At 58.1% G+C, this 14907-nt stretch carries 18 protein-coding genes and 1 pseudogene; 7 read left to right on the plus strand and 12 right to left on the minus strand.

Features of this window, described 5'->3' with window-relative positions; translation table 11 throughout:
• Nucleotides 1-23: 23 nt before the first annotated feature.
• From AC1DMK_RS12395 to nirK, 5 genes are all read right to left on the minus strand, one after another.
• Nucleotides 24-377, minus strand: a complete 354-nt coding sequence (locus tag AC1DMK_RS12395; RefSeq protein ID WP_477859304.1) for a YbaN family protein — start codon at nucleotides 375-377, stop codon at nucleotides 24-26.
• Nucleotides 378-856: 479 nt separating this feature from the next.
• The gene (locus AC1DMK_RS12400) at nucleotides 857-1243 is read right to left on the minus strand and encodes an RrF2 family transcriptional regulator (RefSeq protein ID WP_477859306.1); all 387 of its coding nucleotides are present in this window, start codon (nucleotides 1241-1243) and stop codon (nucleotides 857-859) included.
• A gap of 6 nt (nucleotides 1244-1249) precedes the next feature.
• A complete protein-coding gene (locus AC1DMK_RS12405; protein ID WP_477859308.1) occupies nucleotides 1250-1945 on the minus strand; it encodes a Crp/Fnr family transcriptional regulator in 696 nt (231 codons plus the stop codon).
• Nucleotides 1935-2897: an SUMF1/EgtB/PvdO family nonheme iron enzyme gene (locus AC1DMK_RS12410; protein WP_477859310.1), complete on the minus strand. Its 963-nt coding sequence runs from the start codon at nucleotides 2895-2897 to the stop codon at nucleotides 1935-1937. The genes AC1DMK_RS12405 and AC1DMK_RS12410 overlap by 11 nt, the downstream gene beginning before the upstream one ends.
• A 77-nt stretch (nucleotides 2898-2974) precedes the next feature.
• A complete protein-coding gene (gene nirK, locus AC1DMK_RS12415) occupies nucleotides 2975-4126 on the minus strand; it encodes a copper-containing nitrite reductase (protein ID WP_477859312.1) in 1152 nt (383 codons plus the stop codon).
• Nucleotides 4127-4327: 201 nt separating this feature from the next.
• Between nirK and AC1DMK_RS12420 the strand changes: the two genes are divergently transcribed.
• Nucleotides 4328-5542 carry an NnrS family protein gene (locus tag AC1DMK_RS12420; RefSeq protein ID WP_477859314.1) on the plus strand — a complete coding sequence of 405 codons (1215 nt, stop codon included), beginning with the start codon at nucleotides 4328-4330 and terminating at the stop codon, nucleotides 5540-5542.
• A gap of 308 nt (nucleotides 5543-5850) precedes the next feature.
• On the opposite strand, the gene AC1DMK_RS12425 is transcribed toward AC1DMK_RS12420, so the two are convergent.
• The 6 genes from AC1DMK_RS12425 to AC1DMK_RS12450 form a co-directional block, all read right to left on the minus strand.
• Nucleotides 5851-6306 (minus strand): universal stress protein, encoded by a 456-nt coding sequence (locus AC1DMK_RS12425; RefSeq protein ID WP_477859315.1) that lies wholly within the window; start codon nucleotides 6304-6306, stop codon nucleotides 5851-5853.
• Between the two features lie 548 nt (nucleotides 6307-6854).
• Nucleotides 6855-7130, minus strand: coding sequence for a DUF6522 family protein (locus tag AC1DMK_RS12430; RefSeq protein ID WP_477859317.1), 276 nt, complete (start codon nucleotides 7128-7130; stop codon nucleotides 6855-6857).
• Nucleotides 7131-7169: 39 nt separating this feature from the next.
• Nucleotides 7170-7475, minus strand: coding sequence for a metal-sulfur cluster assembly factor (locus tag AC1DMK_RS12435; RefSeq protein ID WP_477859319.1), 306 nt, complete (start codon nucleotides 7473-7475; stop codon nucleotides 7170-7172).
• Complete coding sequence (locus AC1DMK_RS12440) at nucleotides 7475-7990, minus strand: DUF2249 domain-containing protein (RefSeq protein WP_477859321.1); 516 nt, start codon at nucleotides 7988-7990, stop codon at nucleotides 7475-7477. Before AC1DMK_RS12440 ends, AC1DMK_RS12435 begins: the two co-directional genes overlap by 1 nt.
• Nucleotides 7974-9002 carry a hypothetical protein gene (locus AC1DMK_RS12445; protein WP_477859323.1) on the minus strand — a complete coding sequence of 343 codons (1029 nt, stop codon included), beginning with the start codon at nucleotides 9000-9002 and terminating at the stop codon, nucleotides 7974-7976. The genes AC1DMK_RS12440 and AC1DMK_RS12445 overlap by 17 nt, the downstream gene beginning before the upstream one ends.
• Nucleotides 9003-9362: 360 nt before the next feature.
• Nucleotides 9363-9650, minus strand: a complete 288-nt coding sequence (locus AC1DMK_RS12450; RefSeq protein ID WP_037066146.1) for a DUF2249 domain-containing protein — start codon at nucleotides 9648-9650, stop codon at nucleotides 9363-9365.
• 212 nt (nucleotides 9651-9862) lie between these two features.
• Here AC1DMK_RS12450 and hemN point away from each other — a divergent pair, with 212 nt between their 5' ends.
• From hemN to AC1DMK_RS12475, 5 genes are all read left to right on the plus strand, one after another.
• Nucleotides 9863-11212: an oxygen-independent coproporphyrinogen III oxidase gene (gene hemN, locus AC1DMK_RS12455; RefSeq protein ID WP_477859325.1), complete on the plus strand. Its 1350-nt coding sequence runs from the start codon at nucleotides 9863-9865 to the stop codon at nucleotides 11210-11212.
• 87 nt (nucleotides 11213-11299) lie between these two features.
• A complete protein-coding gene (locus AC1DMK_RS12460) occupies nucleotides 11300-11578 on the plus strand; it encodes a type II toxin-antitoxin system Phd/YefM family antitoxin (RefSeq protein ID WP_477859326.1) in 279 nt (92 codons plus the stop codon).
• The gene (locus AC1DMK_RS12465) at nucleotides 11565-11996 is read left to right on the plus strand and encodes a plasmid maintenance toxin (PemK-like) (protein ID WP_477859327.1); all 432 of its coding nucleotides are present in this window, start codon (nucleotides 11565-11567) and stop codon (nucleotides 11994-11996) included. Before AC1DMK_RS12460 ends, AC1DMK_RS12465 begins: the two co-directional genes overlap by 14 nt.
• 166 nt (nucleotides 11997-12162) lie before the next feature.
• Nucleotides 12163-12519 (plus strand): hypothetical protein, encoded by a 357-nt coding sequence (locus AC1DMK_RS12470; RefSeq protein ID WP_477859329.1) that lies wholly within the window; start codon nucleotides 12163-12165, stop codon nucleotides 12517-12519.
• Nucleotides 12520-12555: 36 nt separating this feature from the next.
• On the plus strand, nucleotides 12556-12756 hold the full coding sequence (locus tag AC1DMK_RS12475; protein WP_037066109.1) for a hypothetical protein: 201 nt from the start codon (nucleotides 12556-12558) through the stop codon (nucleotides 12754-12756).
• 53 nt (nucleotides 12757-12809) lie between these two features.
• On the opposite strand, the pseudogene AC1DMK_RS12480 reads toward AC1DMK_RS12475, so the two are convergent.
• Nucleotides 12810-12917, minus strand: a pseudogene (locus tag AC1DMK_RS12480) (cold-shock protein); the annotation flags it as partial.
• Between the two features lie 366 nt (nucleotides 12918-13283).
• Here AC1DMK_RS12480 and AC1DMK_RS12485 point away from each other — a divergent pair.
• Nucleotides 13284-14870, plus strand: coding sequence for an ABC transporter substrate-binding protein (locus AC1DMK_RS12485; protein ID WP_477859331.1), 1587 nt, complete (start codon nucleotides 13284-13286; stop codon nucleotides 14868-14870).
• The last annotated feature ends 37 nt before the right edge of the window (nucleotides 14871-14907 follow it).

Genomic DNA, 14907 nt, shown 5'->3' on the forward strand with positions numbered 1-14907 from the left:
TAGCGCTTAAGGCCTTCCTGCCATTAGGCTGATGGCCGCGTGACTATGAAGGCTGCGCATAGACTCATGAGGGCGGCGACAATCGTGAGCGTCACCGCGCCAGGAGCGAGCCAAAACAGGAAGAGGAAGCTTGACGCCATCGCGGTGATCGCAGCGAGCTTCGCCCTGCGCGGGACCGCTTGCCGTTCCCGCCACGATCTGATCGGACCGCCCAGGGTGGGGTGTGACACCAGCCACCTCTCGAAGCGTGGCGACGTGCGCGCAAAGATGGCAGCAGACAGAATAAAAAATGGGGTGGTCGGCAGTAGGGGGAGGACGACGCCAACTATCCCAAGGGCAATGGAAGCCCAAGCCAAAGCGATCATCAAGCTGCGCATCAGTGTCCTCCAAGGTTCTTATCGTCTTTATGACCGATTAAGGTCATCCTCTTTGACATCCGTCAATGAAGCTGATGTCGGCTGTCAAACAACGAGACGGAGGAGAGCGCTCATGCTTCCCAGGTGTACGGCCTTTTTGAAATCGTCCGCGGAAACGGGCGTCGTTTGTGATGGAGCATGAAGGCGTGCATCGCGTGGTCGTTGTGGATCGAGAAGCACTGTGCAGTATGTACAGCCCGCCACCCGTGGTTGAAAGCCGTCGTCAGCAAAGTCTTGGAGCGATCTGCGAAATCGCCGCACTGAAGATCCTTCTCGACGGCGGCACTCCGTCGTCGTCGGTCCGGGTGTCAGGCGACATCGTCGCTTGGAAAAAAACGCCGAGACGGCTCAACGTCTACGTCAAGTCGATAGCCGCACTGCTAGGCGCCAGACAAGTTGGGCCTCCTGAACGCCCTTCTGGATGATCGGGGGCCCGAGCGTCAGCCTTCCATAACTGAATCTGATAAAAGATCGGCGAGAGTCCGCTTCTCCAAGTGGCGGACGTAGGAGCGCATGGCGTCCTTTTGGATTCTCCGCCACGTTACTAGCAGTTCGTCCCGTCGCTTGCCCGCGCGCCCCAAGCCCCTCATTGCGTCGGCGACATCCGCCAAACAGATCGCTTCGGGACATCTTGCCAACTGCAGACCTCCGAACCGCCCTCTCGTGCTTGTTAGAAATCCGCCTCGAACGAGCCGGTTGGCGGCTTTGGCGACATGGGCGTGCGATGCGTTGCAAGCATCGGCGGTCTGAGCAATAGTGATCAGTGACGGTGACTTGGTGGCCGCCAAAACGAGGAGCCGGAGGCCGTTATCGAGCAACACCGGCACGTCCCGCTACTCCCGATTGCCGTCGGCTAGCTTTAGAAGTCGTGCGGTGTCCGTCACCGTGAGCTTCTGCCGTCCGCCTTCCACGATGCCCTTTGATTCCCAGGCGCTCAGGATACGCGACACCGTGTGAAGCGTCGTCCCTGTCATTTCGGCGATGTCCTGCCTTGAAATCGGAAAGTCGATGCGGATTCCCTCCTTGACGGCGCGTCCTGCCTGTTTTGACAGGCGCAGTACCGCATGAGCCACTCGCTTCTCGACCTCCTCGGTGGACATCTCGCGGATCCTAGTATGCGCCTCCTCTAGTCGCTGCCCGATCGTCTGCATCGCCGTCATAGCGAGACGCGGGTTCTGCTCGACGAAGCGAGACCACATCTCTGTCGGCCAGCCGATGATAAGGCTCTCGGCCGCAGCTCGCGCCGTACCCGGATAATCCGACCGCCGGAGAGCCATGGCAAAACCGAACAGATCTCCCGGATGCACCATCCGAACGATAATTTGTTGTCCATCCTGGGTGACCTGGGTGACCTTTAGCCTCCCATGAAGCAACAGGAAAAATGATTTCGCCTGAGCGCCTTGCTCGAAGACGGCATCGCCCTGAGCGACGCGGCGCGGCACGGCATGCTCTAGCATCGAATCCAGGTCAGCATCCGTCATTCGCTCGAAGAGCGGCAACGACTTCAAAATTGTTCGATCAACCTTCATCGTTACTCCGATCCTTTGGGCCACTTGCAAATGTGCCAAAGATGCCTGCTGCTGCTTTGCGCGCGAAAAATTCGGCACTCTCAAGGATAGAGTGTCTTCGGACCAAGCGAAAGCCGAGATTATCGGGAGGGCTCCCGACCGAACAGCCGCCGCCCTTCGGATTTCGGACAAAGCTGCTCATGGGGGCGCGATGCTTGCCGGCCGCGATCATGATGCCGCAGTCCTTGGGATCAGGTTCCGCGGCCCTCGATGGGCTTCCAACGTCGATGCGCTTGTTGCAGGTCGTCGTCCACTCCCAGACATTGCCGGCGAAATCGACGAGGCCCGTTTCACTGATTCCAAACGACCCTCTCGCCTGTGGTCTCGGGTCGGTCGCCGCTGCTCGGCGCGCCTCGCGCTCGTAGTCCGCCAACCATCGCGTGGCGGGGTTCTTGTCGTCAATGTCGATGCCAAGTGCGTCGTCGGGAAAGCGGTCGGCCGCAGCATAGGCGAGTTCGAAATCGGTCGGCAGGTGCCACTCCTGTCCCGTATGCTTCGACAACCACGCAGCATACTGCACGGCGTCGTCGTAACTGACGCCTGTGACAGGAACGTCTTCCTGCGACAGGCTGTCTCTTCCCTCCGCGGCCGAGCAGACACCATCCGCTACGCAGCGGTTGTATTCGGCGAGCGTGGTTTGGAACTTCATGATCACGAGTGGCGTCCTTATCGCGACATCGCGTTTGGGGGCGTCGATTGCAAGGCCGTTTCGAAAATATTCGGCCGCTTCCCGATAAGCGAAGGCGCGAGGCGCTACGGTCACGAGCTCGGGCGAGGCGACTGTCGGTATCGGCTTGCCCACGGCAACGAACCCGGATTCCACCGCAACTGCTCCCGAAAATATTGCAAGAAGAGCAAAAGGGATCACGATGGATATGCCTGAAACTGCATCAGTTGCAGCGTTGCGAGCCATGGTTCTTAACGCACGTGGCGCCTTTCTAAAAAATGGTGCGCGGGCCACCCCAGCCCGCGCACCTCCCCGCCGCCTGATCAACTTGCCGATGGGGCTCTGACCGACGTCATGAGGTCGTCGTTCCACTCGCCGGTGACCTTGAAGTGGGCCGCGGCCCCCAGTTCGAACGCCTCGATGAGGTTGTGGTTCACGTAGGCGTATATGCCCGGCTGAGCGAAGGTGTAGACCGCCGCGCCTGCCGTACCGCCCGGTATGAACCAGGTTTCCTGATCGATGTCCGGCACGTTCTGGAACTTGCCGGTCGCCCATACGTATTCGCCGTGGCCGCCGATAAGGTGCGGGCGTGTGTCGCGGTTAGCCTGCGAATGGATGATCAGGACAGTTTCGCCGACCTTGGCGGTCATTGCATTCTCGCCGGTCAGCGCCCCGACAGCGCCATTGAAGACGATGTGCGTCGGGGTCAGCGTCTTCATCACGGCGACGGTATCCTCGTAGGCTTCGCCGGGGCTCTCGTACTTCTTGAATTTGCCGGTTTCGTCCCGCGGAATGTAGAAGTCCTGCTCGCCGACGTAGTAGACCTTGTCGTAGACAATCGGCTTCCCATGGCCATCGGCGAGTCCCTCGCGCGGCAGCACCATGATCGCGCCGTTCATGCCCGAGGTGACGTGCCACGGCACCATTCCGGGAGGTGCGCAGTGGTAGACGAAAACGCCTGCCTTGGTCGCCTTGAAGCGAAGAACGGTGCTCTCACCTGGGTTGACGACGGTCAGGGCGCCGCCGCCAAGTCCGCCGGTCGCAGCATGGAAGTCGATGTTGTGCTGCATGGTATTGGTTTCGGGATTCACGAGCGTAAGCTCCACGTAGTCGTCCTGGTGTACGACCATCAGCGGGCCTGGCACCGAACCGTCGAACGTCATCGCGTTAACTTCGGTCCCTTCCTTGTCGAGCACCATCTTTTTCTCTTGGATGGTGAGCGTGAATTCCTTGATTTTGGGACCGCCCTTGGCTATCTGATCGTGCGCGTGCACGAAAGGCGGCTTCACAAGCTCAACCTTCTCGCGCGGGAGATTCGTAACGTCGACGGCGGTCTTACGAGCCTTGAGGGCTTCCATCGAATGCGCGTCGTCAGCCTTCGCTGCATTGGTTGCTACGATGATTGGCGTTAGTGCTCCGGCGACAGCAGCGCCGGTCAGCATCGTGCGCCGGGTCATTTGCATGTTGTTGGTCATTTCCACTCTCCTGAAGTCGAAGACGGAGCGAACGCCGCCCGGTCGAAGTGAAAATTAGTAGAACCCCGGCGGAACTCTTTGATTTGGCGCAAACTGACAATTTGTGGCAGCGCAAAGTTCAAAGGTGTTTCTTTGCGTAATCTCAACGACTGTTGTCTTGAAACCAGGCATTGCCGTGTGATCAAATTGGAGACACTGATCATGCAGAAGACAATGGGAAAGGACGAACGCGTTCCGCGAGGAATGTCRCGCTCCGGGCTTGTCCTCTTTTCCTACGGGTTCCGTCCTTTCTTTCTGGCGTCGGCATTGTGGGCGATCGTCAGCATCGATTTATGGGCCGCCTTCCTTAGATTTGGGATTCCGCTCGCAACCGAATACGGGACGCTTTACTGGCATGCCCATGAGATGATCTTCGGCTTTGCCCCTGCGATCCTGGCCGGCTTCCTGCTCACGGCAATTCCAAACTGGACCGGCAGGCTGCCGATTTCGGGACGCCCACTTGCGGTTCTCTTTTCTATATGGTGCGCGGGCAGAGTAGCGATGCTGGCAAGCACGTCGATCGGGGTAATCCCGGCTGTCGCAATCGACTGCCTCTTTCTGCCGGCGATGCTCGTCCTGTGTACACGGGAGGTCGTCGCTGGCAAGAAATGGAAAGACTTGAAAGTGATCGCGGGGCTCGTGGTTCTATCGAGCGCAAACGTGATCTTTCATATCGAGGTGATCGCGGGGCAGAACCCCGAACTGCCCATCCGTCTCGGTCTCGGTGCTTATGTGCTCCTGGTGACGATCGTGGGGGGACGAATCCTTCCAAGTTTCACGCGGAACTGGCTGAACCAGTTCGGCCGAACAGAATTTCCGGTTCCCTACAACCACTACGATGCCGCTACAATCATCGTCGGCGCCATTGCGTTAGCCGCATGGGCCATCGCCCCGGAAGCGGTTCTGACCGGTCTTTGCGCAGCTATTGCAGCGGTGATGAACGGGATCAGACTCTATCGTTGGCGCGGGTGGAACGTCTGGCAAGAACCGATCCTTTTCGTGCTCCATGCCGCCTTCGCTTTCGTGCCTCTCGGATTCGTCGCCGTGAGCCTGGGCACAATAGGAATGCCCCAGGTGGCCGTTCTTCACGTATTTGCCATCGGAGCAATCTCCCTCATGATGCTAGCCGTCATGACGAGGGCCACGCGCGGACATACAGGCCGGAAAGTAAAGTCGAGCCGATTCACTAACTCTTCCTATATCGTGTTGGGCGCAGTCGCACTACTCCGGCCGACCGCCGAGCTGTTGCCGTCGCTCAGCACCGAGATACTGATGGCATCGGCGATCGGCTGGACAGTGGCATTCTGTGTGTTCGCGCATGAGCACGCGCCGTTCCTATGCCGGGAACGGAAACCACTAGGTCCCAAGGGACATTGAATTCCGAGCAGGTCTGGAGTTCTTCGCGATCTCTTGCTTGAAGGTGGCATCTTCGACGTAGGCGGACGACCGCATGCCCGCAGGGCGTCGCCGTCCCGTGGACACCGGAGCCCCGAGCGACCTGCCGAATTTCGGGGTGCGGGCAGCGGCGGCGTACGGGGTCTGTGGGAAGGTCAAAGCGCCACCTTTTTCAACGGATTCTTAGCTTGGGAGCCATCTCGATCCGCTACTTGGTCCGGTTGCGGTTTTCGAAGTCTGTGTCGTTGGCCGAGAACAGCGGGGCGAGCCTCGGCAGGGCCCCTTTCCCGTCAACGGACCACAAGGACTGGCACGGAGCTAGTCGTGAGTACCTCTGAGGTCTGGCTCCCTAGCAGAAGCCTTCCAAGGCCACGACGGCCATTCGATGCCATCACGATTAGATCGCACTCGTAGGTCTTCGCTGCTTGGACAATGGCCTCGGCCGGTTCCGCTTCGGAGATATGAACGGTTTTGACCTCGGTTCCGAGATTTGCGGCCGATTCTTTCACTTTTGCCAATATCCTCTCGGCCGCTTCCGTCTGGGCTGCAGCAAAAGCCTCGAATTCACTTGGTCCAATGGCCGTCCATCCTCCTGTCAGGCCGGGCGAGGGGTAAATCGGATAGCGCTCTGTCACAAAAACGGCCGTCGCTCTCGTCCCCAAACATTTTGAAAGTGCAAGACCATGATCGACTCCCTTTTGTGAAAGTTCAGAGCCATCCGTGCAAATCAAGATATGAGAATACATGGCGATTCCTTGTCACATGAGTCACGACAATTCAGTTCCAACGGTCGCCCGCGCTTCAGCAGCGCTACCATCTCGGCTCGCTGTCGCTTGAGATTGGCAGAGATTGGCAGACATCGCAAATCCAAGAGAATAGGGACGGCATCCTCGCTCCCTTAGTAGAGGGCGTCGCGAGCGCTGCCCCCATGGACAGTCTGTCGATGTACGATCAAGTCTCGACGGCCGCGGCCTCTTTTTCATGAAATCGAGAGCATGGCGGGCGAGTTCGCAAATCAGTGAATTTACCTCTTCTACGATTTCCTTTTCGAACACTTTTTATACGAGCTTCGATGCAAAATCTGACACGACTGTAGATGTCTGATGTCAGAAAGGTGCGCCAGTTAGAGGATTATAGGAGGCCGGTGACTATGCTGCAGGTCTGCGACCACGTCGGCGCCACAGGATCGTCGAGAGATTCACCTGGCGCTGTCTCTGGTCGCCTTCCACCGGGTAGACAGCGCCACTTCCGTCCTACGATGGCTCTGCGCCAAGCCTTCACGGTCGGGCGTGTTTCAGTCTGTTCTGGACGAGCTGGCGAGTGCCGGCGAGGCGACGAACCTAGTCTCCTCACTCAAAACATTGCCATCAGCGCCCACGATGGCGATCCACATTCGGTTGCCGATCCGGACAGTCAGGCGGGATCTTCCGCTATCTTCGCCGTTGCCGACTTCGACTCTGCTTCGGACAAGGCCTTGCGTCATGAACTTGCGTAACGTTTCAGCGGGGAGGTCGAAACGCGTGGCCAGGTACGCCGCATCGACGGTCGGGGCTTTGAGATCTATTCTCACGATTTATCCTTCCAACAGACCGTTGGTCGATCCAAGTTATCACGAGGGTTCCATGGTGAATAGCGCCGCCATATCCGGAGACCACGGAGGATCATACACGAGGTCAACGGCTACGTGACTGACGGAGTCCATCTGTTCGATCCGTGTTCTGACGGCGTCCACAATGAATGCAGAGACCGGACAGAACCGCGTCGTAGTCGTCATCTGTACTTTGACAAACCCGGTCTCATCGATGTCGATTCCGTACACCAGGCCGAGGTCGACGATCCCCGTCCCGACCTCGGGGTCCTCGATTTCACGGAGTGCGTCAAGGACGGCGTCGCGGGTCAGCTTAAGCTCGCACATCAGCTAACCTCCGACGGTGTAGCCCTGATCATGATCCGGTACACCTTTCCCGTTTCATCAAAATTCCCAACCCATTCGTGCCCGCGTTCCTTCAATTCGTTAAACAGAAAAACAGGCTCCCTGTTCAGGAGAGCAAAGAGGACTTCGCCGCTCTTCATGCTCTCCAGCCTGGAAAGAATTCGTTCCATCGGTTCCGGTGGGGCGAGATCGGTAAGGTCAAGGTTCCAGGTTGGATCTGGCCATATTGCCTCCGACTGCGTCACGGCGTCGGGGGTCTTCTGCGGCAGCTCATGTGGAACGAAATCGATTTCCCAGTCGTCGGCGGCAAGGCGTCTGGAAACGTGCGCAAAGCCACGTTGTTCGAGCTGTTTGATCAGAGGAACTGGCTCGAATATCACGTGCAGCCGCAGGCCTTCACCCGGATCAAGACTTGAGAAGGTATCCATAATCAATTGAAAGGGCATCCCGCCGTCACGCAGGATCTGTCGAACATCAAGTTCACGAAGCTGAACCATTGGCGTTACCTCTATGGTTGGCGGCGACGAATAGCGCCGGCTGTTGAAATGGTGCTCTCTTGGTGGCTGCCTCCACATTTACAAGAGAGCGTGCTAGCACGAGTTCGACGGCGAGGGCAGCCGTGGCAAACGTCTGAACAATGGCCGCGACTTGAAATCCGAAATCGGATTTGAAGGCGATCGCAGCCGACGCGGCGATGACCGCGAAGTAGAAGGCGCCGAGCCAGACGGCCGCACGGCGCCCTTTTATCAAGTCGCCTAGCCGAGGCGTCGGCCTGCGGCCCAGAAGAGGGCCAAACGCTTCGATCCAGGTCAAGAACGGAACGATTTTGAGGAGCTGAGCCAGGCCCAGGCCAGTTAACCAGCCGAAGACAAACAGATACGTTATAGCCGTCACGACTTCAGTTCCGGCATGAACAAGGAGGGCGATCGCAAACATCGGAACGGAGACGGCCAAGTAGGCGAAGGCCGGCAGGGATCCAGACGTGTTCAGCTCCAGCCCTTTACGGCGCCGGGAACGATAGGTCTTGGATAGCTCTACCAGATATGTGGCGACCGTGAACTGGAACGCCAGTGCGCCCAACAAAAGAACCTTATGACCTATCGTTGGCTCGAACGTGGTGCAGACGGCCGCGACCGCCAGCATCGAAACCCCGATCCATCCTGTTTGACGGATAAGCGGCGAATTGTTCATGTCGTTAGACAGCAGGAACATTGGCAGCAATTTGTAGCTCACTCCAATTGCCGCGAACGTCATCCATCCAAAGAGGCCAAAGCTGGCATGATAGGGGACGGCATTGGCTACGAATTCAACGACGCTGGACGCCTCAACCAGACCGGAGATCGTAATTGCAAAGAGCGTTCCGAAGGCAGCGGTAATGAAGAGGCACGCAATTCCGATCAGGACGAGTGGCGAGGCCGCGTGAATCGCTCTCCCACGCCAAAGGACTGAAAAGAGCACAAGACCGATCGACAAGATTGAAGCTGCCAAGGTCACCGATGCCGCGATCATCGTCGGACCGGCTGCGCCGGATCCGGCGTCGATCGATCGGAAGCCGAAGAGAAGTAGCCCTATTCCGGCGACGAGCCCTGCGAGGCTGGGCATATCGAGCCGACTGGTCGGCAGGCTCAGGCCCGTTAAAACCGGCGCGAACTGGAGGAGCGCGCCGATCATTAGAAGAGCGAGCCAGCCAAGGGTTATCGAATGCACGATGATGAGTGCATAGGGCTCGGCCACGTTCGACGATGGCACCCATGTTCCTGCCGAAAGCAAGCTTTCAGCGAAGAGCAGAAAGAAGAGCGCCGCGCCGAAATACGACATTGTCCAACGCGACAAAGTTGTGCCCACGGGCATCATCGCGCTTCTCCGAGGTTAGTTGCTGCCGCAGCAGCAGTCGCAGCCGGAGTCCAGCCGGGTAATTTCCACGCGCCAGACCTCAGGACCCTGTTCGAGATACTCCCAGGCAAACTTCCCAGGGAACGCCGTCTCAAGCTGGTAATGCAGCGGGCGGGGCTCGTGGTCGCTTGTAATAAAGAGAGCGCCGCCCGGCGTCAGGGTGCCGAGGGTTCCAAAGATGCGGGCGTGACGTTCGGCGTGAGGGAGAATCCGGACATCGATATGTGGGGCTTCGGCGGGGGTCGTCGTTGGCGCGTCAGTCATGTTGAGTTGGTTCCTTTTGCCGCGAGCTTGAAAACTGACAGGACCGCGGCTCGTCCACATGTCAATGAGCCTACGATAGGCGGCATCGATTGGCCCGACTTTGACGACGAGCAAATATCAATGAATTCGCGCGGGCCCGTAATTGATTTAGGACAAGGAACCTCGATCGGATCACGCCCATAAGACATCATGACTTTATAAAGGATGCCAAGATGTCAGATTTGGTTGCCAAGTACGGCGACGCGCGCCTTCCGCGCTACACTAGCTACCCAACTGCACCTGCCTTCGCAGCGACGGTCGGACCTGACGACTACGCCAACGGCCTTGCGACTGCGGCTCAATCCGGGCCTGTCTCCCTCTATCTTCACGTTCCCTTCTGCCGCTCCATGTGCTGGTACTGCGGCTGTCACACCACCATCACCCGGCAGGATGCGCCTGTACTGGACTACCTGGAGGTAATGAACCAGGAGATAGAGCTTGTGTCGTTCGCCGCGGGAAACACCCTGCCGGTGAAGAACGTCCATTTCGGGGGTGGCACGCCCACCATCATGAAGCCAGAGGAATTCTCTGCGCTGATGCGAAAGCTCCGGAGCGCGTTTCAGTTCGAGGACGACGCGAGTGTGGCCGTCGAAATCGATCCGCGAACACTGTTGCCCGCAATGATCGAGGCGCTAGGAGAAAATGGTGTCGATCGCGCGAGCCTCGGCGTGCAGAGCTTCGATCCAGTCGTCCAGCGGGCGATCAACCGGATACAAACCTTCGAGCAAACCAAGGCGGCGGTCGCCGGGCTGCGGGCCTACGGCGCGTCGAGCATCAACTTTGATCTGATCTACGGGCTTCCGCACCAGACCGTCGAATCCTGCATATCGACCGTCAGGCTCGCCACGGAACTGAGACCTGAACGATTTGCGGTGTTTGGATATGCGCACATCCCGGCCTTCAAGAAACACCAACGCCTGATCGACGAGTCCGCGCTTCCGGACGCCCGCGAGCGCAACGAGCAAGCAGAGGCTATCGCCGAAGAGCTCGTAGCAGCGGGCTACGTCCGAATTGGCCTCGATCACTTCGCTCTTCCTGGCGATCAGCTCGCGGTCGCTTCCCACTCCGGCATACTTCGCAGAAACTTCCAAGGCTATACGACTGACGAGTGCGATACGTTGATCGGCCTCGGCGCCTCGGCGATCGGTCGTTTGCCCTCCGGATACTACCAGAACCATGTGGCCATCGGTCGGTATGCAGAGATGGTTACGTCGGGAGTTCTTCCCACCGCGAAGGGATACGCTCTCACCGACGAAGACAAGCTTCGGGCCAAGGTCATCGAACGTCTCATGTGCGATTTCGAGGTTAACCTGTCAAAACTAAGCGAAGAGGCAGGCCATGACGTCCGCTACCTGCTGGAAAGGAACGAGCGGCTTAAGGAACTGGTCGCCGACGGCGTTGCAACCATCGTCGAGGGTCGGGTAACTGTGTCCCAGGACTCCCGGTTCATGGTTCGTGCAGTTGCCGCTGCGTTCGACGCCTACCTCGGTTCCTCAGGTAGAACTCACAGCAAGGCCGCGTAAACGGACGATACCGGGGAGCACCATTTCCGACGTGCGTTTGCAAATGTTACGGAAATCCCGTATATTCCGGAATAAAGGAGTCCTACCATGACATCGACTGTTACCGCTGCGGCAGTTTCGAAGAATTTCGGGGCCTATCAAGATGCGGCCATTCGAGAGCCGGTGATTATCACCAAGAACGGCCGGCCGCGTACGGTTTTGATCGCTTATGAGGATTATCTCCGTCTGGCGAAACGGGATCGTCGGGTGGAACTGTCGGTGGCGCTCGGCGATGAGGAACTTGCCACCATCGAAGCGTCGAACATGGAGCCTGGCCTTGACCATCTCGATGCCGAACTGCTGAAGGGCAAGCATGCTGCCGACTGAACCGAAGGTCGGTTGGGTCTTCCGATATTCCTATCTTTGGCATTGGCAGCATCTCGAAGGCCGGGTGGAGGGTGATAAGGATCGCCCGGCACTCGTGTTGGCGATCGTAGCAACGTTGGAAGATGGGACGCCTGCCGTGCGGGTTCTGCCGGTCACCCATTCGCCACCCTCTGACCCAGGAGACGCGATCGAGATCCCTCCAGCAACGAAACGGCGTCTCGGACTGGACGACGAGCGGTCGTGGATTGTTTTGACGGAAAGCAACCGATTTGTCTGGCTAGGGCCGGATGTACGGCCCATCGACACCGAGAGCGGCTACCTCGGTCCCTTGCCACCGGCGCTGTTCGAGGAGATCAAACGCCGCTTTGTCGAGCTGGCGCGAGGACAACGTCATCGAGTGACGTCACGCAGTGAATAGGTGCGATGATGCCTATTTCGACGGTCGGGGGAGGGCCGGGAGTTCGTGCCGCCAGCGCAAGATCCCATTGGCAGACCGCGCTTGACTCCGATCAGGGCTGGAACATAATAAGAACATGCGGCGAGATTGTCTCGCAAATTCACTTTGAAGCAAAAGGACGACGGCCATGTACGCTGCGCCGGTCGATAACCTGTGGGAGGATGACCCGTCGGGGACATGCTGGACACCGCACCAGCGCGTGAACGTGGCGGAGATTAGCCCGATCCTCTTGGCAAAGGTGCTATTGGTCGCTGATCGCCAGCGCGTTTCGATCTACAGCGCCACTGCCTTCGACATGGAGAGCGGTGGTCCGATCGGCCAGTTCGAAGTGGCAGTCGACCAGCAAACAAACCGGGCGTTTGGCGTGTTCGACCACTGCAGTCACGATACGCAAGCGCCGAAGGTGTTTGCATTTTGTAGAGATGGCGATGCTGCGATCGGGGCCTTCTACGCGAATGCACAGACTGAAGGCTACGTCTTGTAGCGCTGTTCATCGCTGGTTCGATCTTGGAAAATTCAGATGAGTGATATTGATAGACCATCTCTCCAGCGTGCACCGAAACTGGTCGCCAGAAAGTGCGACTGCGGCGATTGGGCCGGGTTTGGTTTCGGGAAGGGCGCTGCCGTGAATTGGTGGTACTGGAAGCACTATCCCTACAAGACATCGGCGCGTCTGGAGGCTGCGCAAATTGCGGAGAGCCTGGCGATCAAGGTCGCATAGTATGTCGAACCCGCGTGAGTTTATGCGCGGACCCGACCTGTCTGTGTTCCGGATCAGAGAACGGAGACGTTTTCTGCCTTGGACTTTCCGGTCTTTCGATCCTGGCCAACCTCAAAGCTGACCTTGTCGCCTTCTCTCAGCGAGCCACCACGCTCGAGCGCTATCCCAGCACCCACCTAACTTAGCGCTACCTTGCTATCGCCGCGCGGGAAGCGGTCGATGCGTGTCTGTGAATCATGGTTCCTGACGTCTGCAGAACATCCACAGTCAAGTCTGGTTTAGCCAAAGGCGTGCAAACCTCTGATCCCTTTCTGAAGAAAAGGAACATAACCTTCAGTTATGTCCAATGCGTATATTGGAATTGTTGCATCGCGAAAACCTGTGGCTAGTTTGTAAAAAAAGGGAACGAGAAATAGCTGGGATCAAAGCCTACCGGCCGCTCTGACGCGCTGGAAGCCTCCTTTTCTCGCACATGCAAAAGCAGTTTTGCCAGCTCACAACCAGCGCGCGCAACAGGAGAATGACGAATGAACAGCAGAAGATGGATAATCGGCGTAGCATTTTCGGCGCTTCTGGCCGCCGGAATGGGGCAGGGAGCGCATGCGGCCGAAAAGGGCGGTGTCCTCAATTACGGTCGTTATGCCGATAGCCAGTTCCTGGATCCGGTCCAGACCGAACAGAACGTTGATATTTGGATCCTTACCAATCTCTACGATACGCTCTTGCAACCGGCGGCGGACGGAAAGAGCGTCGATTTCGGTCTCGCTTCCGCAAAGTCCTGGTCGGATGACCATCTGGCCCTGACGCTGACGCTTCGTGCGGGACTCAAGTTCTCGGATGGCTCGCCGATCACGGTCGATGACGTCAAGTGGTCGCTGGAGCGCGCCAGCAAGCAAGACAATGGCACATGGTCTTTCCTACTGGCCTCGATCGCCAAGGTTGAGGTCGACGGTGCCGACAAGGTCAAGATCACGCTGAAGAACTACGATCCTGCCTTTGAGGCGGCGCTTGCCACTTTCAATGCGGCGATCCTGCCGATGAAAGCCTTCGAGGCGTCGCCAGGTGCGACCGAGGTCGAAAAGGCTCGCGCCTTCTCTGAGCACCCGATCACCTCCGGCCCGTTCACGCTTGCGAGCTGGAAGCGCGGTTCCGACATGGTGTTGAAGGCCAACCCCTATTACTGGGGCAAGGACGAAACCGGTATTCAGCTTCCCTATCTCGACGAGATTCATTTTCAGGTCATTCCCGATGACGCGACGCGCATTCTGAAGCTCACCTCGGGCGAACTCGACGGCGCAGAGCAGATTCCCTATTCGCGTGTGAACGAACTGAAGAGCAAAGATGCCGTCAACATGGAATTGTTTCCTTCGACTAAGGTGACGTTCATGACGATGAACACGCGCCCAGAGGCCAGTGGCAAGCCCAATCCGTTGAATGACGTCAAGGTGCGCCAAGCGTTGAACTACGCACTCAACAAGGCTGCGATCACAAAGATCGTCACCCATGGCGTTGCCAAACCAATGCAGTCCTATCTGTCCAGCACGACGCCGCTCTTTGCCGGCAAGGCGCAGCCTTACCCCTATGACATCGCCAAGGCCAAGCAGCTGGTTGCCGATGCCGGCATCGCTGCTGGCACCGAGATCAGCATCCTGACACTGGGCGGCAGCCAGGACGAGATGCAGATCGCCACGGCTGCCCAGCAGATGTGGTCCGCTGTCGGCGTCAAGCTGAAGATCGAGCAGGTGGACAAGGCGACGCGCGCGGCACGCCAGAAGGCCAATGACTTCCAGATGGTGGTCTCCACCTGGACCAACGACATCGCCGATCCGAATGAGGCGACGTCCTACTTTGCCTATTTCCCGCTGATCCAGTCCTATCGCAGCGGCTGGCAGAACTCGGAAGTCGACAAGCTCTACGAGGCGAGCCAGCTCGAGGCCGACACGGCCAAGCGCGCTGAGCAATATGCCAGGATTCAGGATCTCTACAAGGACGGTGCGCCGATCGTCTACATGTACGAAAGCCCTTATCCGGTGGCGCTTGGCAAGAAGGTCGAAGGTTTCATCCAGATCCCGCTCGGTAACAACGTCTTCACCAAGACCTCGCTGAGTAAATAATTCATCGTAATATCGGCCGGGCGCCCTGTCCGGCCGA

The organism is Rhizobium sp. 05L419 (assembly GCF_056397845.1).